Here is a 17,408-nt window from a genome sequence, read left to right on the forward strand (position 1 = left end):
GTGCGGTGCTGGATGGGGCGCTGGTCGCGGTTGTAGACGGCGCTGAGTGGCCTGGTTGTCGTGGCCGACAATCGGGCCGATGCGGCCGCGGATTCCTTGGTGCGTGCTTGCGCCTCATGCCGGCTCTCGTGCGGCGCACCAGTAATCGTGGGCGATTGTGCAGCGAGGGCGTTCGAGGATCCGTGGCGGTCAGCCGCGAGCAGTCGGTGGGGGTTCGGGGTTTTCGCCGATGACCCCGCCGGGGACGGTGGGTACGATTTCGCCGATAAGTTCTTCGGTGTTCTCGGCGTTGATGAGGTAATCCGGTGTCTGGTGGGCGTTTTCGTCCTCGGACTTGCCGCGGCCGGCACCGGCGCCCATGCCACCCATGCCCGACATTCCCGTCCCGCCGCGCGCGGCCGCGGCGGCGGTAGCCGAATTGGTCGTTCCGGTCGTGCCGGGAGTGCCGGCGACCGTGCGGCCGGGGCTGGGCATCGTCGAGGTGGGACCGCCCGAGGAACCCGGCGAGCCGGTGCCAGCGGCGATGGAACTCGGCGTCGTCGTGGTGCCCGGGGTGGTTGTGGTGCTCGGGGTGGTTGTGGTCGGCGTTGTCGAGGTAGGTGTGGTCGACGTCGTGCTGCTCGGGGTAGTCGAGCTCGAGGTGGTGTCGCTCGGGTTGGTGTCCGTGGACGTGGTTTCCTCGGTGGACTTGCCCTCGGATTCGGTCCCGTCCTTGGTCTCGCTGTTCGAGGTGCCGCCCGTCGTGCCGCCGCCGGTGCCGCCGGACGATCCCGGATCGTCACCGCCGGACTTGGTCGGGCCTGCGATGTCCAGTGGGTTGGTCGGGTCCAGCGCCGTGGGCAGTACGGGAACTCGTCCGTCGAATTCGGCGAACTTGTTCACGTAGTTGGTGAGCATGGCGTTGCGGGCGCCAGCGGTCGCCTCGTTCTTGGTGTTCTCTTCCTCATGGGCGCGAGGCGGCCAGACGTTCGCGGTCCAGGAGTGGTGGTTGGCTTCGGGGATGCCGTTGGCGACGGCGCGGATCCCATCGGCGGCAGCTTGCATGTCATTGGACATTTGGGTGAGCATCGGGGTCAGGTTGTGGGCGTCGGTGACGTAGCGGGTGATGGCGTCCTTGGCTTTGTCGGCCGCTGAGCCCTCCCACGCTTCGGCGATCGAGGTGTGCACGGAGCGGGCGAAGGTTTCGAGACCTTGGTCCCATTGGGTGGCCACATTGGAATAGGACATGGCCGCGTCGTGGGCGAGCTTGGGGTCCAGTGGTTTGAACGCGTCCTCGATCTCGGTGCGTTCCCAACGGAATACGTTCTCCCCGTGCGGGGGTATCTGGGTGGACTCGTTGCCGGTCAACGGCTTGCCTCGTTCCTTACCGACCTGGCCGGGAGAAGATGTTCGGTGCCGCTGGTGCCTGCTTGGGCGGGTTCTTCTCCAAGTCCAGGTACTTCGTCGCTTGCTCGGTGTCGACGCTGGTGATGCGTTCGCGGACCGTGCTGAACAGGGCCTGGAAAGGCTTTGATGACCTTGTAATGCGACTCCATCACGGCGTGGACGCGAAGCGAACAGTGCCGAGCGCAAAGACGGTGCCGCGCAATGTGTTCCCCCTGCTGGTCATTGAGATTCCTTCCGGTTACCGACTGTGTCGATGACATTGATCAGGGTCGGCCCGGCTCCGCCCCCAGTGCAGCTGGATCGACCGTACCGACCGGTTGATCAGCGTGCAACCGTTCCACAGATGCCACAGAGCCGCACGTCACCGTGCACGCAAACGGGGCCGCGACTCCGACGGCAGCCGATGGTGTCACGCTCGACTACACCCCGCCGAGTAGGAAGCCTCCCGCGTCGTCATCGACGGCGAGTTCGACGACATCGCGGGTCGGCAGCCAGCCGACTGGTAGGGCCCCAGAAGTCGTGGCCGAATCTCGGAATGATCGGCCAAGACCTGGCCTGTTGGCCATGGTTGTGAGATTCCGCGGCGCCGACGGGACCGCCGAAGGATGATCTTCGCCGGTCCCGGTCCGCGCGGCCTGATATCAGTCGAGCACTGCGAACGCCTCGACTTCGACGAGCACATCGGGCTCGAACAGGTAGTCGACGCCGATCGCCGACAGGGGCGGCAACGGCTGCGGTATCCCGAGTTCGTCTGCGACGCGCTCGATTCCCGCGATGAAGTCGTGGTACTTGTCCGGGCTCCAGTGCGTGACGAAGAACCGGAGACGTACAACATCGGCGAAGCTCGCTCCCGCTCCGGCTAGGCCGCGTGCCGTATTGCGCAGCGCGTGCGCGACCTGACCGGTGAGGTCACCTGTCGCGACGGGGTTGCCGTCGGCATCGCGCGCGATCTGACCGGCCACATGGACCTGGCGCGCGCCCGTGCTGATCGAAACATGGTGGTACGGAACGGGATTGAACATGCCCTCAGGGGTCAGTAGCTGTACTGGCACGGGGGTGTCCCTTCGCTGTCGGAGTTGGTATCTGATGTCTACCTGGTGCCCCAAGGGAACTTCAACGAGACTAGGTGTCATGCCGGAAACCGCTCCACTACAGTCGGACAGCCCTCAGCTCACCGAGCAACACCGCGAGCTACTCGACCAAGTGCTCGACAAGTGGTCGCTTCAGGTGCTCGACGCGTTGTGCGGGAGACCTCTGCGTTTCAACGAGCTCCGTCGAACGATCCCCGTCGTCACGCAGAAATCGCTCACCGCCGCACTCCGGCGCCTGGAGCGCAATGGGATGGTCGAGCGCGTCATCACAAGTACGCGACCCATCGCCGTCGAGTACCGCATCGCGCCGCTCGGACGGTCGTTGCAAGACCTCATCGACGCACTCCTGCACTGGGCCACTGCCACGTTGCCTGACGTCGAGTGCGCCCGCGCGCGCTTCGACGACCAGGCTGGAGCCGAAGAAAAACCATCGATGTGAGACTGGAAGCAGTGGCGGCAGTGGGAGACCAGATCTCATCGTGAGACCAACCGCCGCACGCACCCCGATCCGGCGCTGGGAAATCGGTCGATCCCGCACAGGGTCTCTGGCAGGGTATTCCCATATGGAACGAACGCTGGAGGACCTGCTTGGCGAAGCGGCGTCGGTATCCGTGGCTGGCTGGGACTTCTCCTGGCTCGACGGCCGAGCCACCGAAGCGCGTCCGTCATGGGGTTACCAGCGATTGATGAGCGCCCGGCTGAAGACGGCCACCGCAGCATTGGACATCCAAACCGGCGGCGGTGAAGTCCTCGCCGAGGCGGAGATCTTCCCGCCGACCATGGTTGCCACCGAGTCGTGGCCACCCAACATCGCCAATGCCACTGCATTACTGCACCCGCGCGGCGTGGTCGTCGTCGCCACACCCGACGAGCCGACGCTGCCGTTCGCCGACGCAGCGTTCGACCTGGTCACCTGCCGTCATCCGGCCACCATCTGCTGGGACGAGATCGCCCGCGTTCTGCAATCGGGCGGCACCTACTTCGCCCAGCATGTCGGACCGGCCAGCGTATTCGAACTGGTCGAATACTTCCTCGGACCGCAACCGAAAGCCCGGCGCGGGCGCCATCCCGACGACGAAGCCGCCGCCGGCCGAGCAGCCGGTCTGGAGATCGCCGACCAGCGCACCGAGCGCCTGCGCATGGAATTCAATGACATCGGCGCCGTGGTGTACTTTCTGCGCAAGGTGATCTGGATGGTCCCCGGCTTCACCGTCGACGCCTACCGGGACCGGCTGCGCCAACTTCACGATCAGATCCAACATCGGGGGCCGTTCGTCGCCCACTCCACCCGCACCCTCATCGAAGCCACCAAACCCTGACCGCTCGTTGACTCCGGTCGCAATCCCTACACCGAACATCGATCAGAGGCGGCCCGGCTCCGCCGGATTCGCCAGTGCTATCACCCGTCACGTGCAGCTTGTCGTGGATATTCCGGATATGCCGCCGGGCACTGGAACCTCCGTCGGTGACGCCAGCGGTGAAGGCGATCTCGCGATGCAAACGGATCTGCTGTTCGGGCTGCCAGCGGCCCGCGCCCACAGCAGCGCTAGCGTTCAGGAGAACGTCTTATGCGGAACGCCCACGGTCAGGCCGCCATCGATGACGAATTCCGTGCCCGTCGAATAGGACGATTCGTCGCTGGCCAGATAGGTCACCAGTGCTGATACCTCGGACGGGTCGGCGGCGCGTCCCAGCGGGATCTGCAGGAAATCCTCTGGAATGCCCTCGGTCATCGGGGTGCGGATCATGCCGGGGTGGATCGAATTCACTCGAATTCCGTACTGCGCCAACTCGAGTGCGGTCGATTTGGTCAGTCCGCGGACCGCGAATTTGGTGGCGGTATACCCGTGCAGGCCGGGGCTGCCGCGCAGGCCCTCGACCGAGGAAATATTGATGACCGAACCGCCGCCCGCCTCGATCATCGCGGGGGTTGCCGCCTGCATGCCGAGGAAGGTGCCGGTCAGATTGATATCGATGATCTTCTGCCACTCGGATAATTCGAAGTCGACGAGCAGATTGCCATTGACGATCCCGGCATTGTTCACCAGGACATGCAGTGCGCCGAAGCGCTGCACCGCCGCGGCGACCGCATCCTGCCACTGCTGCTTTTCGCGCACGTCGAGGTGGACGTAGGCGGCACTGTCGCCGATTTCCTTGGCCAGCGCGGCGCCCTCCTCGTCGAGGATGTCGCCGAGCACCACCCGCGCGTCCTCGGCCGCCAGCGCCCGTGCGTGCGCGGCGCCCATACCCCGCGCCCCACCGCTGATCAGTGCCACTTTGCCGGTCAACCGCCCCATCGCGGCCTCCTCTCGATCCCGTCGACTTACTGAAACACGTTACAGAGGATCGTCGATTCGCTCCCGCTCGATTTCGGTCAGCGGAACTCGGCAAGGGCGGCGGGCGGGCGTGAACCCACCGTCTTCAGGACGGCGTCACCGCGCACCGCCGCGGGGCGCCGATCTCGGTGTGAGCCGCTGGATCGAGGTCGCTCGAGACCGCGTCGCCGAGGCGACCGAGGATCGGCAGTGGATCCACGTCGATCCGGAACGCGCCGTCAGCGGCTGCTACGGCACCACCATCGCGCCCGGCCACGCTACCCTCTCGCTGCTCCCGCCGCTGATGGCCGACCTATTTCCATCAAGGACGCCTCGGTGCGAAACAAACACGGCCGGAACAAGGTGCGCTTCGGCGTCACCCGTGCCCGCCGGTTCCCGCATTCGCGGCCGCGCCCAGATCGCGAGCGTCGACGTGGTCTCCGGTGGCCTGCGGATCGTGCCTGAGCCGGGCCGGTGGCTATGGCATCATCGGTGTAGAACGCGTTCTAATAGATCGCGAGGAGGTCGACAATGACGAATCCGCCGGTGGTGGCCATGCGGCGGTTCTCCCGACGTTGGGGGGTGCCTGATATTGCCGAGGTGCCCGGCGGACGGCTCGTCGAGCTGCCGGGGCGCGGGCGCACCTACGTCGTCGATATTCCTGGTCCCGAGGGCGCGCCGACCCTGATCCTGCTGCATGCCGCCGCCTGCACGGGCTACTTGACCTGGTTTCCGGCGCTCGACGCGCTGGCCGAGCGATACCGCGTGATCGTCTTCGATCAGCGCTGGCACGGCCGTGGTATCCGCTCGCAGCGGTTTACGGTGCGTGACTGTGCCGACGACGTCGTCGCGGTCGCCGACGTACTCGGCGTGGAGCGGGCGATCCTGGCCGGATACTCTCTCGGCGGCGTCGTGGCATTGCTTGCCGCACACCGGCATTCGGGCCGGGTGAGCGGTCTGGTGCTATGCGCGACGCCGTATCGCTTCCAGGAGAAGTTGCGCGAGCGCGCCTTTCATCAGGCATTCGGCGCAGTGGCCGGAGCCGTCGCCCCCTATTCGTACCGTCGTGCGGCGGAGTATGTCGGCCGACTACCCGAGTTGCCGGAGCATACGTGGGCTCGGAGTAAACTGAATCGCTGGGCGCTCAACGAATTTCGCAGCAGCAGTGGTTGGGCCATGGCACAGGTCATCGCCGAGCTCGGCCGATTCGATGCGACCGCTTGGCTTGTCACGCTGAGTATGCCGACCGCCGTCGTGATCACGGCGCGGGACCGTGCGATTCCGGTCGATCGGCAATTGGAGATGGCGACCATGATTCCCGGTGCGAGCATTCATCTGGTCAAGGCCGGTCACGCATCCTGTGTGCTCGAGGCCGACCGCTTCGTGCCAGTACTGGTGGAGGCTTGCGCCGCTGTTGCCGCAAGGCAGTAGAGAACTTCGAATGCGGCCCTGTTCGGCGGCGATGACGAACAGGGCAGCGGTGGGCATCAGCCCAGATCGCGTGCCGCGGTCAGCAATTCATCGACAACGCCGGGGACCGCATCGGCGATTGCCTGCAGATCGGGCACCAATTCCCGGCAGGCGATGAACCCGAAGTCCAGATCACCGTTATTGGACAGCACGGTGACCGTCAGCCCCGCGCCGTGGAAAACCGGCCCGAACGGATACATGGCCTCGACCCGATGCCCGAGGAAATATAATGGCATCGGCGGACCCGGCACATTCGACACCACCAGGTTGTGCACCACTGGATGACGCTCGGCCAGTTTCAGCGACGAATAGACGCGCGCGGCCAACTGAAAGGTATTCGGCGGAGCGTACTTCGACCAGTCCATCAGGAAATCCGCGCCGACGAATTCATGTTCCTGTTTGGCATCGCGGTTCGCCTCGGCTACTTGCCGCAGACGCTCTACCGGATCGGCGATATCGGTGCCGAGCCGGGAGAACAGCGAGGAAACCTTGTTGATGCCCGCGGTGTGCCGGGAGGTGTCGTGCACCGATACCGGCACCGAGGCGATCAGGGATTTGTCGGGCAACTCGCTGTGCTTGTCCAGATAGGTGCGCAGTATGCCCGCCACGATGGTCAGGACGACATCGTTGACCTTCACATCGAAGGCGGTCTTGATCTCCTTGATCGCGCCGAGATCGGTTTCGGCGCAGGCCACTACGCGATCCGGGCTGATCGCGCCGTTGAACGGGGTTCGTGGTGCAGTCAGCGGTAAGGCCATGCCCGCCTGGTTGTTTCGGCGGCGGTGGGCGAAACCGGCAACCATGCCAAGGGTTTTCGGCACCATGCTGACCAGCCCGAGCCTGTTCGGCAGGTTGAGTACCGCCTCCGCCACCAGCTTCAAGTCGCTGGGCTGGGGTTCGGGGTGCCACTGCTCGGCCGGTTCGGACTCGCGGAGCCCGGGTTCCAGATCGCACAGATGCCTCATCATATTGGTACCGGTGACGCCGTCCACGGCGGCGTGGTGGTACTTGCAGATCACCGCCACTTTGCCGTCTTTGAGCTGTTCCACCACGCTCAATTCCCACAGCGGACGGCGGCGGTCCATGGGCACGCTGGCGATCTCGCCAACCAGGTCGGCGAGTTCTCGGCGTTCCAGCGGCTGTGACGTTTCGATGCGTCGGATGTGGTGGTCCAGATCGAAATCCGGGTCTTCCACCCAGACCGGATGATCGAGATTGAACGGCACCTCGTGGATCCGCCGCCGCATCTGCGGGATCAGCGGCAGTCTGCGGCCGAGTTCTGCCTTGAATTTTTCGAAGGTGTAGTGCGCGCCCCCTGCGGTGGGATCCAGGATCAGCAATGCACACACATGCAGATGCTGGGTCCCGGTCTCGAGATACAGGAAGCTGGCATCCAATCCGGCGAGTCGCTCCATAGCAAGAGACTACTAGAACGTGTTCTAGTTTAATGGTCAATCGTGGGGATGTCGGTCACATCGGTGGAGGCGAATTCGATCTCGAATGGGACAGTCTGCCCCGGCGTCGTGCACACCAATATAGTTGCCATAACCAGATTTTCGGGTTTCACTGTGGAGGAGGAGCAGCGCAAACAGGAGCGCTACGACAAGCTGTACCAGGCGCGGCGCTATGGTCCGGAGAAGGTAGCGGCGCAGATCGTGCGTGCGGTCGAACGGGATCGCAGCATTGTGCCGGTCACCCCGGAGGCGCGGCTGCAGTATCAGTTCAACAAGTTCGCCCCGGCACTGGTCCGGTTCTTCGCCGCACGAGTGAAGCTCACCTGAGCCGAATCAAACAGGTGTGTCGGCGAGTTCGGCCTCGATGGCCGCAACTCGCTCGGCGCCGATGCCCCACGGGTGCTCGACGCCCACCTTGCTGTCGAGATCCCAGAGCACACACTTCTCGGCGGGTTTCGCGACCATCGACCATGCGACAACTGTGCGGCCGAGTTGTTCGCTCATGGATCCGTGCGAAATAGCTTTCGGTGCAACGCCTTCCGGAAAGTGATGAAGGAACCGGCCATATGCCGTGGCGCAGAACGCGGCATACATTTCGGTGCACAGGATGAATCCGTGCCATGCCTCGTCCACCGCATGTGACGGCATGCCGATGACCTGACCGTCGCGCATGGCCGCACCGCAACAACGCAGCCACTGCCGCAGCCCGGTTTCCACCAGTTCCCGCGGCTCGGGGATGGCAGCCGACGGAGTCGGCGGGGTGGGTAAACGCTGCCACGGGGTGGTTCTGAAAACCGCGTCGGGAAATTCGAGGGCGGCCACCACCCGGTCGACATCGTGCAGGTCGATTCGGCGCTGGGGACGATTTCCGAGACGTAAGAAGGCCACAATTCACTGTACGGCGAAGGGGTGATTGTTCGGCGAACCTTTGCTTTTCATGGGTTCAGTGCGGGAGTGGGCCTTACCATTTCGGAATGGGGATTTTCTTCGTTCTGCTTCTGCTGATCCTCCTGGTCGGCGGTGGCATCGCGGCATTGGTCGTGTATCTGATCGTGCGGGCGGCGCGCAGGCCGTTGCCGCCGGGGCGGGCCGGTTATGGGGCGTCCAGTGACTCGCCGTGGGCTTACGGGGCCGCCGGGCTCGATTCGGGGGTGGGGTTCGATCCGGGCAGTGGTGGCGGCCATGGGCATGGTCATGACCACAGTCATGGGCATCATGGCCACGATGGTGGTAGCGGTAGCAGTTGTGGTGGGGGAAGTAGCTGTGGTGGCGGGAGTAGTAGTTGTGGTGGTGGCGGGAGCAGCTGCGGTGGTGGCGGGAGCAGCTGCGGTGGTGGCGGGTCCTGAAGAGCCTGTTGCCGAATTGACGCGGTTCTTGGCCATGGCGCAGGTCACGTGTCTATGTGGACGGCTGGGCCGCAATCATGCTCGCCGCTAGGTGATTTTGTCTGCCGCGGTGACGGGGGTATGACGGCACGATCGCATATTCGGCGTATTCGGCGTATTCGGCAACAGACTCTGAAATGCTTGCTCTGCTGCTGGTCTGCTGATTACGGTCCTCATCATGGGTGGGATCGCCGGTTTTGTGCTGCGGGCGTCCAGCTTGCCGCGCCGGCCTGCCCGCCGCGGATTCGGGTTGATCGGGGGACCGAACTCGTCGTCCTGGGATGCCGGAGATTCGGGGACGGTGATTCCGGGAAGTTCGGGCGGTTGTGGTGGGGGCAGTAGCGGTTGCGGTGGAGGCACTGGCGATTGTGGCGGGGCAGCAGTGGTGGTGGGGGTGGTTCGGGCGGTTCCTGATCCAGTTGGTTTCACTCGATCTCGGGTCGGCGAGGGTGCTCGGACCTCGGGGTTCAGTTCCGAAATTTCGCACTCAGCGGAATTCGCGCGCTCGGCTTGACCTCAACCCAGCTTAAGGTTCCAGGCTGATCCATGTCGGATCGAATCGGAAATTGATGGAGGTTGTCATGCGCGCTGTGCACGCCACGGAATTCGGTGGGCCCGAGGTTCTTTCGGTGCGTGAGGTGCCCGAGCCGGTTGCCGGACCGGGGCAGGTGGTCGTCGAGGTCGTGGCCGCCGATGTCATGTTCTTGGATGTTCAGCTCCGAAGTGGTTGGGGCACCGAGTTCTTCCAGCTCGAACCGCCGTATGTGCCGGGTGGCGCGGTCGCCGGGGTGGTTACTTCGGTCGGTCCGGAGGTCGACCCGAGTTGGGTCGGCAAGCGCGTTGTCACCGATACCGCCGCGAGCGGCATCGGTGGTGGCCAGCCGATCGGTGGCTATGCGGAGCAGGCGCTCGCCAAGGCCGACACCCTGGTTGCTGTGCCCGAGGGGCTGAGCCTGTCGGCGGCGGTGGCGCTCGCCCACGACGGCAAGACAGCGCTCGCTATCTTCGATCGAGCCGCGATCCAGCCCGGCGAATCGGTGCTCATTACCGCGGCGGGTGGGGGACTGGGCACCTTGCTGATTCAACTCGCCCGCGCGGCCGGAGCGAATGTCGTTGCCGCGGCGCGTGGTAGCGCCAAACTGGAGCTCGCGACCCGACTCGGCGCGCATGCGGTCGTCGACTACTCCGAGTCCGAGTGGTCGGCGAAGGCGCGCGCCGCGACCGGTGGGGCCGGTGCCGATGTCGTATTGGACGGTGCGGGTGGCGCATTGGGTGCTGGCGCGATCGAAGCCGCAGCCGACGGCAGTCGTTTCATCGGATATGGCGCTGCCGCAGGACAATTCGCCGAAATCGATCGAGAAGTGGTGGCAGCGAAGCGGATTAACGTGCTCGGGTTGTTCGACCTGACCGGGACCAGCGATATCGATTGGCTCGCCTTGACCGAACGTTCGCTGATCGAAGCAACGGCTGGACGGCTGGAAGTCGTTGTCGGCCAATCCTTCCCGCTCGATCAGGCAGATCGCGCACATGTGGCAATTGAATCGCGAACTGCCGTAGGACGCACAATTCTTACGGTCTGAACGGCCTTCCGTGACAACTTGTCTCACGTAGCTGCGGGCACCCCGGTTGAGGGTTAGGGTGCCCCGCGTGGAAACACTGATTGTCGTTGTCGTCGTCCTCGCAGTGCTCGGTCTCGTCGCTCTCGTCGTGCAGTGGGCCAGCCGCTCGCCGCGGAGTGAGTCCCGTTGGGCCCGTGGCAATGTCGAGGACGACTACGAATCTTGGAAAGCCGACTGAACTCAGCCGGCCGGAGTCAGCACCACCATCGCGATCGGCCGCTTGGTCATCTTCTGATACGCGCTGTAGCGCCCCTGATTGACCTTGTCGACAATCGCCCAGCGCCGTGCGTAATCCGGATCGTCGGGCAGCGTTGCCCGCGCGATCACCGCTAGCTTGCGCCGCCCAACCTGAATCTCACACTCCGGCTTCGCCTTAACATTCGCCAACCACCCCGGTGGCCGCGGCGACCCACCATTCGACGCGGTCACCAAATAATCCGCCCCATCCCGCCCATAGGTCAGCGCGGACGTCCGCGCCTGCCCCGACTTGCGCCCCACCGTCCGCAACAACAACGTCGGATTCCCGAACAGCAGCCGATGCCCCACCACCCCGGCGCTGTTCTCATAAACCCACTGATGCACCTTCAGCACATTCGCAAACACACTCGCCACAGCCCACCCTCCAGCCAGTTCCCGATTTATCTCCACCCTAACCACCTGAGACCCCATCCCCCGTCACCGCGCCATCCCCCATCCGAGTGGTGCCCACCCCACCCCACCCGGTACCATCCCCCAAAGCTGTCGGTATCCACCACGCAAGGGGCGGTAGCTCAGTCGGTTAGAGCCGTGGACTCATAATCCATTGGTCGCGGGTTCGAGCCCCGCCCGCCCCACAAACCCCCTGGTCAACGAGCCAGGGGGCGTGTGGAAGCGTGCCAAGCAGGGGCCAACTCTCTATTTTCGTCGGGGAGAGCGAAGGCGTCGAAGCGTTCGCGAGCGTCCGGGCCGACGTGAGTTCGCTGGACATAATGCCGACGGGTGATTGCCTCGGTGTCGCCAAGCTGCGCGGCAGCGATCGCGATGTCCGACTTGCCGCCGTCGGCGTCCTCGGCCAATCACGTGCCGACGGTCTTGCGGGCAGCATGTGGGTTCTGCGGTATGTCGGTGAACCCGAGCCGCGTGAGGATCCGCTTGAGTTGCTTGCGCGCGTTGCGCGGATCTCGCAGGGTGCCGCGCACCGATGGGAAGACCACATCCTCCGGGTCGTGCGGCACGAGAGCGCGCCGCGCCGCCAACGTCGATCGAATCGAATTGCCTCTTGACGACAAGTCCGACCCGGAGTTCTGGGAGTATCTCGAGCGTGAACGCCTCAGCGGCACACCGAGGTTCTTCCGCCCGTTCTTGGAACGCAAGCCCGAACGCTGTGTAGCTGTCGTGCGAGCCATGGCCCGAGCGCAAGAAGGCGGCGTCCTGTTCCGCTGCGGGCTCGGTCGAGACCGTACGGGTCTGATAGCGCTTCTGCTGCTGGCCCTGGTTGATGCGGAACCCTCGGCCATCGCCGAGGATTACACGCTGTCGTTTCGCCCTGGACAGGACACTAGTTCGCATGTCCAGGCCGTCCTCGAGGCTCTTGATGGCCTCGACGTCGAGGCCTGCCTGCTCGCCGCGGGGGCCAGCGCGGCCGATCTCGCTTCGATCCGTCATCGGTTGGCGAGCTAGACGTTCTCCCACGTGGCCTTTTGATTCAGCTGGCCCGAACTAGCAGGTCCGAACAGCGCAGTAATCGGCATGCCAGTGCGTTCGGTCGGCCGTGGCTCGGACGGTCCGTGCCGCCCCGCAAGCGGATGAGCGGGCATTCAGTCATTGGTGAACAAGCGGTGCGTGCGGCTGTCAGTCCCACCGCGTCGGCGGTACTTTCATCGACGGGCTCGCCGGTGATCAGGACACGGAAATAGAATGGCGCCACAAGTGTTTTCACCATCTCGGCGGGATCGATGCCGTCGGGAATCTTCCCGCGGGCGATCGCGCGCCACCACCGGCAGTGTTTGCCGAATCCGGTCGCAAAAGACGTGGCGAGCGGGCAGCGGTGGTGACGTCGACCCGGCCGATTACGGCACCATGCGGCAAAGGGTTGACGCCAGCCTGAGAGGTTTCGGTACGGCACGGTCCGTGCAGGGGCATCGCCGACGATGCTGAAACGCTCAGGCTGGGGAGATCGATACGGATCCAACCACACGCCGCATGGAGGACGTCGAACATGAGCATCCCACAGACACTGACCGCTCTCGGAGGAATCACTATCGCAACATTTCTCACCGCATGCGACACCGTCGAGGACAGCCACGCCGGGCCCGGCCAGGTCCCCACTTACGTGTGCGATGAGGCCATAGTAGTGCGACCCTTGGGGTACAAGGACGGAGACACCGTCGTGGTAACCGGCCGAGGCGACTGCCAACCTGCTGAAAGTACTGTCAGACAGGACAACACGATGAGAGGTCCCTGGCAGATCACCCAACGTAGCCCGACGACCGTCACTTACAGCTGCGGAAAGCAACCTCCGGTGCCCGTGGGCCTTGACGGCAAACCCATCGAGTTCGTCACCATCTCCGGCGACGTCTCGAACGCTCCGGCCTACGTCAACGGCTACGACTGCATCCAATAATCGATCACACGCCGACCGGTTCGTGGGCGAGCGCGGACCTGCAATCGGGCAGGATGTGCTGCTCACGTCGGTCTGTTTCATCTAGGTGCGCGATATTCGGCAATAGCGGACGTTCTGCGCCGCACCAGGTTCCGGCCGCCGGCGCCTCGCGCTGGCCGGTTCGGTCAGCGCGGTATGCGGCAATACAGGATGTTCACGACCCCCAGTAGATCTCCCAAACTCCATCGTCGCTCTCGTGGATGCCTTCGAAGAAGATGTGATGCACGTCGACGCCGCCGAACCACTGCGACTGCTGGCGAGTGCTCCTTTCCGTCTCGGCGATGGCGGCGGCAAGGTCACGCACCGTGAACCACTTACCGTTGGGCGCTCGGTGTTCAACGGGATCACCGAACCCACGCAAGTTCAGCATGGGCAATTCCAGGACAACGCGGTCGAACTCGTCGACGGTCAAGTCACGAAAGTCCCCATTTTCGAACACATTCAGCGTGAACGAGAATCCCCTGATCGCCGCGGTTGCTGTCGTGCGCTGATTAGACAGGTTCGCCGCTACATTCTCGGTCGGTTCCGTCAGCTCGATCGCCAACGTCCCGGACAACCCATTGAAGAACATCAGTGACATATGCGGATGGTGGCATGGAGCACCGACACTTCGCGCACGCCGATTGACTATCGATTGCACGCACATCGGCATGCGCCTGTGTCGAACTGTCATGTGCCCGAAGCCATATAGGCGGCGAGGATGTAATTTGGATGCCGTTCGATCTCGGCCCGAGCCACTGCTAACGGCAGGAGGTGATGTTCGGTGCACCAGCGTGTTAGCGGCCGGTTAGATCTCCCCACTGGCGGTCAGAAGATCTAACACACTGGCGGACAGCAGATTTCCCCACTTGTTCAGTCTTGCGAATTCAGCCGGCCGAATGGGGCTCGAGGGGCATGGCGAGTGCGCCGGGGACAGCGGTGAACGCGTTGCGTAGATCGGTTGCGAGGGTGGCGGTGTCGATCGGATTGTTGCGGGCAGTCCAGGTGTCGAGGGCGCAGTGGAAGGCCGCGATGAGGATGTCCAGTGCCAGCCGGGGCCGTGGGTCGATGGCTGGGTCGAAGTCGTAGCGCTCGTGCAGCAGGGCGAGTGCGTCGCGGACGATCCGGTCGCAGAACTGCAGGTTGTGCGCGGCTGTCGAGGGGGTGGACTGCGCGAGGCGGTGGCTGCGCGAGGCGCGTTCGGCCCAGCCGTCGGTCGGCAGTTGGCCCACGACAACAAGCACCGTGTCTTGCAGCATTTCCAGCAGGGTGTCGTCGCCGGGTTCGGCGGCCGACAGTTCGGTGAGGAATCCGGTCCACAGGTCCTGCAGTGGTGCCATGGCGACGTCTTCCTTGCTGGTGAAGGTGCGGAAGAACGTTCGCTTGGAGACTTCGACGGCATCGCAGAGTTCGTCGAGGGTGGTCTGGTCGAATCCACGGTCGGTGAACAGTTCCAGTGCGGTGTCGATGAGCGCTTGCCGAGTCCGTAGTTTCTTGCGTTCTCGCAGCGGCAGCTGGTCGGTTGCAGCATCAGCCATGGTCGCCAGCCTAACCAACCGTCGCCAGCTAGCGGCTTTCGCCATTTGACAGCATTTGCCACTCGGTGGCAGATTATGGGATCGCCCGTTCGGCTGAACGGGCTCTGATCACAGTTCCCGGCGCGAAAGGCATTGTTCATGCGTGCATTGGTTGTCGACCGCTCCACCCCTTCCGGGCTGCGGCTGGGCGAGGTTCCCGACCCGATTCCGGCTCCGAATCAGGCCGTCATCCGGGTCGAGGCGACCTCGCTCAACAGCGGCGAGGTCCGCTTCGGGCTCACTGGTGCACCCGAAGGCACGGTGCTGGGCTGGGACGCGGCCGGGATTGTTGAGCAAGCCGCCGCCGACGGATCCGGTCCGGCGGTCGGCACCGAGGTGGTCACCCTCGGCCTGACCGGGGCATGGGCGCAGTTGCGCGCAGCGGATACCGACCTGATCGGCACTGTTCCCGCGGGCGCGGATCCGGGGGCGATCAGCACGATCCCGGTCGCCGGGGCGACCGCGCTGCGGGCGCTGCACCGGCTGGGCCCAATCCTCGGCCGCCGCGTGCTGGTCCTCGGCGCAGGTGGCGGCGTCGGCCGGTACACCGTGCAGCTGGCCGCACGCGGCGGCGCGCACGTCATCGCCGCCACCGACGACTCGGACGGCCGCGCCGAGGACCTGCGCGCGCTGGGAGCCGAGGAGATCATCACCGACCCGGCGGAGCTGTCGGCCCGCGTCGACGCGGTGGTGGACCTGGTGGGTGGGACCCCACTGGTCGATGCCTATGGGCAGTTGTCGCAGGGCGGCACGCTGGTCGCGGTCGGCCACGCCGCCGGGCAAGGCGAGACGTTCCCGTTCGGGGCGCTGTTCGGCGACCAGGGTCGCCACGACCGCACTCTGACCACATTCTTCCTGTTCTCCTGCCCGAACTTGGGCCCGGATCTGAGCTGGCTGGCTGCCCAGGTCGCGGCCGGGAATCTGGATCCGAATATCGCCTGGCGTGGCGACTGGTCCCGCGTCGACGAGGCGATCGAGGTGCTGCTGTCGGGCCGGTTGAGTGGCAAAGCGGTGCTGGATCTGCGGTGAGAGCTGCAGCGGGACCTCCGGCGACAGCCAGCGCCTCACCGAGGCCGTCGGCGGCAACGGCGTCGTCGCACTCAACTGGACACCGTTCGGCCCCCGGAAGCATCTCGGATTCCGGGGGCCTTCGGCTAACTCGAATGGGGAGATTTGTTGGCCGCCAGTGTGTTAGGCGAACTGACCGCCACTGGGGAGAAACCGGTGGCCGCTAACACCCCTGGCAGCAGCGCCCCTAGTGGCCGATCGAAGGTCAAACCGTCGAGTGGAATCTGCGCCAGCACCGCGTCCCATCGACGAGCCTGGGCCTGATCGATCACCGCGGAGGATTCCGCGAAGCGAAGGCAGGACTCGGGCGGGCTCGGCGTTCCGGGGGGTAGCCGGTGGCAGTCCGCGAAGGAGTACGAACCCCATTCATCTCGTACCAGGTGTCATCGGTATCGACGATCGTGCCGTCGGGGAGGTGTCGCCGCTCGTCGAGATCGCCGGCGACGCACGGTGGAATCGGTGTGGTGGACTTCCGAACGGTCACCGACAGCGCGCCCGCTCGGTCACCGCGCAGCAGCGTGGCGTGCGCATCGGTCCAACCGCCGAATTCCTTGTCCTCCGTGGGATCGCCGAGAATCGGCTGGAACACCAGCGAGCGATCCGTCGGCGCGAAGGCGACCTCGACATCATCGGGGAGCGCATCACGCAGCGCCTGTGTCATCGCGACGGCTTTGGGACCGGAGAACCACGGATAGGACGGATTGTCGTATCCATACGTGTCGGTGTGAAGCATCGAGAACAATTTCCGCTGCTGTGGGGGTTCTACGACATCACAGCCTGGGATCTGCACCGGAAACATGACCGGCGGAGTGACATAGGAGGATGCCGCCGGATCCGGCGGCTCCGACGTGGTGGGGATGACCGGCGCGGTCGTCAACTCCGGCTCCGGCTCGTGCAGCAGCACGGCGATGAGGTACCCGGTTGCGACGCAGGTCAGACCCACCGTCCATCTGGTCACCGCAAGGGAGGGCGCGGGCGCTGCCTTGTCATCACCGTTTATCAGGTCCTGCATTGTGTCTGCCCGTACCGGCATGTCCTCCACTCGCCGTAGCCCGAACCCTGGTGCCCGACAACGCCCACGACCTCACTCGGCTCGCTGCAGAAGCATCCGAACCCGAGTTGCTGCTCATTTCCTGACCGCCGTCCGGGGGCCGAGGGGGAAGCCGCTGCACCCGGCATGACGTGTTCGGTCGGCCGCCGCTTTGGCCGATTCTCTCGGCGCGCAACGCGGCATGTGAGTGCATTGCGAGATGCGAGCAGCGAGACATGCGGCGAATCGTGTTCACGCGATCCCTGAGCTGATGGGCCTACTCAGGTCCCGCAGAGCTTCGTCGTATTGGTTGCGGTCGAACCGGAATGGACCGAACGCGCCATAGTCGCGTGTTCGGCGACCGGGTTGTTCGGAGCAGTCCCAGATCACGAG

Annotated in this window: 22 protein-coding genes and 1 tRNA gene; 11 read left to right on the forward strand and 12 right to left on the reverse strand. The window is 64.6% G+C overall.

What is annotated here, in order from left to right:
• Nucleotides 1-189: 189 nt before the first annotated feature.
• Complete coding sequence (locus AB0L63_RS18300; RefSeq protein ID WP_364501790.1) at nucleotides 190-1,347, reverse strand: hypothetical protein; 1,158 nt, start codon at nucleotides 1,345-1,347, stop codon at nucleotides 190-192.
• Nucleotides 1,348-2,027: 680 nt separating this feature from the next.
• Complete coding sequence (locus AB0L63_RS18305) at nucleotides 2,028-2,438, reverse strand: RidA family protein (RefSeq protein WP_364501793.1); 411 nt, start codon at nucleotides 2,436-2,438, stop codon at nucleotides 2,028-2,030.
• A 79-nt stretch (nucleotides 2,439-2,517) separates the two neighbouring features.
• On the opposite strand from AB0L63_RS18305, the gene AB0L63_RS18310 reads away from it, so the two are divergent.
• Both AB0L63_RS18310 and AB0L63_RS18315 read left to right on the forward strand, forming a co-directional pair.
• Entirely contained in the window at nucleotides 2,518-2,916 is a 399-nt protein-coding gene (locus AB0L63_RS18310) for a helix-turn-helix domain-containing protein (RefSeq protein ID WP_364501795.1), read from the forward strand.
• Nucleotides 2,917-3,040: 124 nt separating this feature from the next.
• Nucleotides 3,041-3,796, forward strand: coding sequence for a class I SAM-dependent methyltransferase (locus AB0L63_RS18315; RefSeq protein ID WP_364501798.1), 756 nt, complete (start codon nucleotides 3,041-3,043; stop codon nucleotides 3,794-3,796).
• Nucleotides 3,797-4,030: 234 nt separating this feature from the next.
• Here the strand turns inward: AB0L63_RS18315 and AB0L63_RS18320 are convergent, their stop codons facing one another.
• Both AB0L63_RS18320 and AB0L63_RS18325 read right to left on the reverse strand, forming a co-directional pair.
• Nucleotides 4,031-4,774 (reverse strand): glucose 1-dehydrogenase, encoded by a 744-nt coding sequence (locus AB0L63_RS18320; protein WP_364501801.1) that lies wholly within the window; start codon nucleotides 4,772-4,774, stop codon nucleotides 4,031-4,033.
• A 124-nt stretch (nucleotides 4,775-4,898) separates the two neighbouring features.
• Entirely contained in the window at nucleotides 4,899-5,069 is a 171-nt protein-coding gene (locus AB0L63_RS18325) for a hypothetical protein (protein WP_364501914.1), read from the reverse strand.
• Here AB0L63_RS18325 and AB0L63_RS18330 point away from each other — a divergent pair.
• Nucleotides 5,007-5,327, forward strand: a complete 321-nt coding sequence (locus AB0L63_RS18330; protein ID WP_364501911.1) for a MaoC/PaaZ C-terminal domain-containing protein — start codon at nucleotides 5,007-5,009, stop codon at nucleotides 5,325-5,327. The genes AB0L63_RS18325 and AB0L63_RS18330 overlap by 63 nt on opposite strands.
• A complete protein-coding gene (locus AB0L63_RS18335; RefSeq protein WP_364501804.1) occupies nucleotides 5,324-6,223 on the forward strand; it encodes an alpha/beta hydrolase in 900 nt (299 codons plus the stop codon). The genes AB0L63_RS18330 and AB0L63_RS18335 overlap by 4 nt, the downstream gene beginning before the upstream one ends.
• Before the next feature lie 56 nt (nucleotides 6,224-6,279).
• Here the strand turns inward: AB0L63_RS18335 and AB0L63_RS18340 are convergent, their stop codons facing one another.
• Nucleotides 6,280-7,677: a wax ester/triacylglycerol synthase family O-acyltransferase gene (locus AB0L63_RS18340; RefSeq protein WP_364501807.1), complete on the reverse strand. Its 1,398-nt coding sequence runs from the start codon at nucleotides 7,675-7,677 to the stop codon at nucleotides 6,280-6,282.
• A gap of 153 nt (nucleotides 7,678-7,830) precedes the next feature.
• On the opposite strand from AB0L63_RS18340, the gene AB0L63_RS18345 reads away from it, so the two are divergent.
• Complete coding sequence (locus AB0L63_RS18345) at nucleotides 7,831-8,043, forward strand: hypothetical protein (RefSeq protein WP_364501810.1); 213 nt, start codon at nucleotides 7,831-7,833, stop codon at nucleotides 8,041-8,043.
• 6 nt (nucleotides 8,044-8,049) lie between these two features.
• Here the strand turns inward: AB0L63_RS18345 and AB0L63_RS18350 are convergent, their stop codons facing one another.
• Nucleotides 8,050-8,604: a hypothetical protein gene (locus AB0L63_RS18350; RefSeq protein ID WP_364501813.1), complete on the reverse strand. Its 555-nt coding sequence runs from the start codon at nucleotides 8,602-8,604 to the stop codon at nucleotides 8,050-8,052.
• 306 nt (nucleotides 8,605-8,910) lie between these two features.
• Between AB0L63_RS18350 and AB0L63_RS18355 the strand changes: the two genes are divergently transcribed.
• The 3 genes from AB0L63_RS18355 (at nucleotide 8,911) to AB0L63_RS18365 (ending at nucleotide 10,898) form a co-directional block, all read left to right on the forward strand.
• On the forward strand, nucleotides 8,911-9,153 hold the full coding sequence (locus AB0L63_RS18355) for a hypothetical protein (protein WP_364501816.1): 243 nt from the start codon (nucleotides 8,911-8,913) through the stop codon (nucleotides 9,151-9,153).
• Between the two features lie 529 nt (nucleotides 9,154-9,682).
• The gene (locus AB0L63_RS18360; RefSeq protein ID WP_364501819.1) at nucleotides 9,683-10,681 is read left to right on the forward strand and encodes a zinc-binding dehydrogenase; all 999 of its coding nucleotides are present in this window, start codon (nucleotides 9,683-9,685) and stop codon (nucleotides 10,679-10,681) included.
• Nucleotides 10,682-10,748: 67 nt separating this feature from the next.
• The gene (locus AB0L63_RS18365; RefSeq protein WP_364501822.1) at nucleotides 10,749-10,898 is read left to right on the forward strand and encodes a hypothetical protein; all 150 of its coding nucleotides are present in this window, start codon (nucleotides 10,749-10,751) and stop codon (nucleotides 10,896-10,898) included.
• Between the two features lie 2 nt (nucleotides 10,899-10,900).
• Here AB0L63_RS18365 and AB0L63_RS18370 read toward each other — a convergent pair whose 3' ends face one another.
• Complete coding sequence (locus AB0L63_RS18370; protein ID WP_364501825.1) at nucleotides 10,901-11,332, reverse strand: nitroreductase family deazaflavin-dependent oxidoreductase; 432 nt, start codon at nucleotides 11,330-11,332, stop codon at nucleotides 10,901-10,903.
• A gap of 147 nt (nucleotides 11,333-11,479) precedes the next feature.
• Here AB0L63_RS18370 and AB0L63_RS18375 point away from each other — a divergent pair.
• Nucleotides 11,480-11,553: transfer RNA gene (locus AB0L63_RS18375), tRNA-Ile, on the forward strand.
• A gap of 222 nt (nucleotides 11,554-11,775) precedes the next feature.
• Here the strand turns inward: AB0L63_RS18375 and AB0L63_RS18380 are convergent.
• Nucleotides 11,776-11,934, reverse strand: a complete 159-nt coding sequence (locus AB0L63_RS18380; protein ID WP_364501827.1) for a hypothetical protein — start codon at nucleotides 11,932-11,934, stop codon at nucleotides 11,776-11,778.
• Nucleotides 11,935-11,971: 37 nt separating this feature from the next.
• On the opposite strand from AB0L63_RS18380, the gene AB0L63_RS18385 reads away from it, so the two are divergent.
• Entirely contained in the window at nucleotides 11,972-12,379 is a 408-nt protein-coding gene (locus AB0L63_RS18385; protein WP_364501830.1) for a tyrosine-protein phosphatase, read from the forward strand.
• 25 nt (nucleotides 12,380-12,404) lie between these two features.
• On the opposite strand, the gene AB0L63_RS18390 is transcribed toward AB0L63_RS18385, so the two are convergent.
• From AB0L63_RS18390 to AB0L63_RS18400, 3 genes are all read right to left on the reverse strand, one after another.
• Nucleotides 12,405-13,004, reverse strand: coding sequence for a TetR-like C-terminal domain-containing protein (locus tag AB0L63_RS18390; protein ID WP_364501833.1), 600 nt, complete (start codon nucleotides 13,002-13,004; stop codon nucleotides 12,405-12,407).
• Between the two features lie 511 nt (nucleotides 13,005-13,515).
• The gene (locus tag AB0L63_RS18395; RefSeq protein ID WP_364501835.1) at nucleotides 13,516-13,905 is read right to left on the reverse strand and encodes a hypothetical protein; all 390 of its coding nucleotides are present in this window, start codon (nucleotides 13,903-13,905) and stop codon (nucleotides 13,516-13,518) included.
• A 322-nt stretch (nucleotides 13,906-14,227) separates the two neighbouring features.
• On the reverse strand, nucleotides 14,228-14,878 hold the full coding sequence (locus tag AB0L63_RS18400; RefSeq protein ID WP_364501838.1) for a TetR family transcriptional regulator: 651 nt from the start codon (nucleotides 14,876-14,878) through the stop codon (nucleotides 14,228-14,230).
• 138 nt (nucleotides 14,879-15,016) lie between these two features.
• Here AB0L63_RS18400 and AB0L63_RS18405 point away from each other — a divergent pair, with 138 nt between their 5' ends.
• Entirely contained in the window at nucleotides 15,017-15,946 is a 930-nt protein-coding gene (locus AB0L63_RS18405; protein ID WP_364501840.1) for a zinc-binding dehydrogenase, read from the forward strand.
• Nucleotides 15,947-16,253: 307 nt separating this feature from the next.
• On the opposite strand, the gene AB0L63_RS18410 is transcribed toward AB0L63_RS18405, so the two are convergent.
• Nucleotides 16,254-16,997, reverse strand: a complete 744-nt coding sequence (locus AB0L63_RS18410; RefSeq protein WP_364501843.1) for a hypothetical protein — start codon at nucleotides 16,995-16,997, stop codon at nucleotides 16,254-16,256.
• Nucleotides 16,998-17,408 lie beyond the last annotated feature (411 nt).

Origin of the sequence: Nocardia sp. NPDC051990 (assembly GCF_040680755.1) — a bacterium.
Lineage (GTDB): Bacteria > Actinomycetota > Actinomycetes > Mycobacteriales > Mycobacteriaceae > Nocardia.

Bases quoted from the DNA above. Each gene is read 5' to 3' on its own strand.
- AB0L63_RS18355 (WP_364501816.1), top strand. From the start codon at position 8,911: ATGACCACAGTCATGGGCATCATGGCCACGATGGTGGTAGCGGTAGCA.
- AB0L63_RS18410 (WP_364501843.1), bottom strand. From the start codon at position 16,997: ATGCAGGACCTGATAAACGGTGATGACAAGGCAGCGCCCGCGCCCTCC.
- AB0L63_RS18405 (WP_364501840.1), top strand. From the start codon at position 15,017: ATGCGTGCATTGGTTGTCGACCGCTCCACCCCTTCCGGGCTGCGGCTG.
- AB0L63_RS18310 (WP_364501795.1), top strand. From the start codon at position 2,518: ATGCCGGAAACCGCTCCACTACAGTCGGACAGCCCTCAGCTCACCGAG.
- AB0L63_RS18400 (WP_364501838.1), bottom strand. From the start codon at position 14,878: ATGGCTGATGCTGCAACCGACCAGCTGCCGCTGCGAGAACGCAAGAAA.
- AB0L63_RS18315 (WP_364501798.1), top strand. From the start codon at position 3,041: ATGGAACGAACGCTGGAGGACCTGCTTGGCGAAGCGGCGTCGGTATCC.
- AB0L63_RS18360 (WP_364501819.1), top strand. From the start codon at position 9,683: ATGCGCGCTGTGCACGCCACGGAATTCGGTGGGCCCGAGGTTCTTTCG.
- AB0L63_RS18335 (WP_364501804.1), top strand. From the start codon at position 5,324: ATGACGAATCCGCCGGTGGTGGCCATGCGGCGGTTCTCCCGACGTTGG.
- AB0L63_RS18340 (WP_364501807.1), bottom strand. From the start codon at position 7,677: ATGGAGCGACTCGCCGGATTGGATGCCAGCTTCCTGTATCTCGAGACC.
- AB0L63_RS18320 (WP_364501801.1), bottom strand. From the start codon at position 4,774: ATGGGGCGGTTGACCGGCAAAGTGGCACTGATCAGCGGTGGGGCGCGG.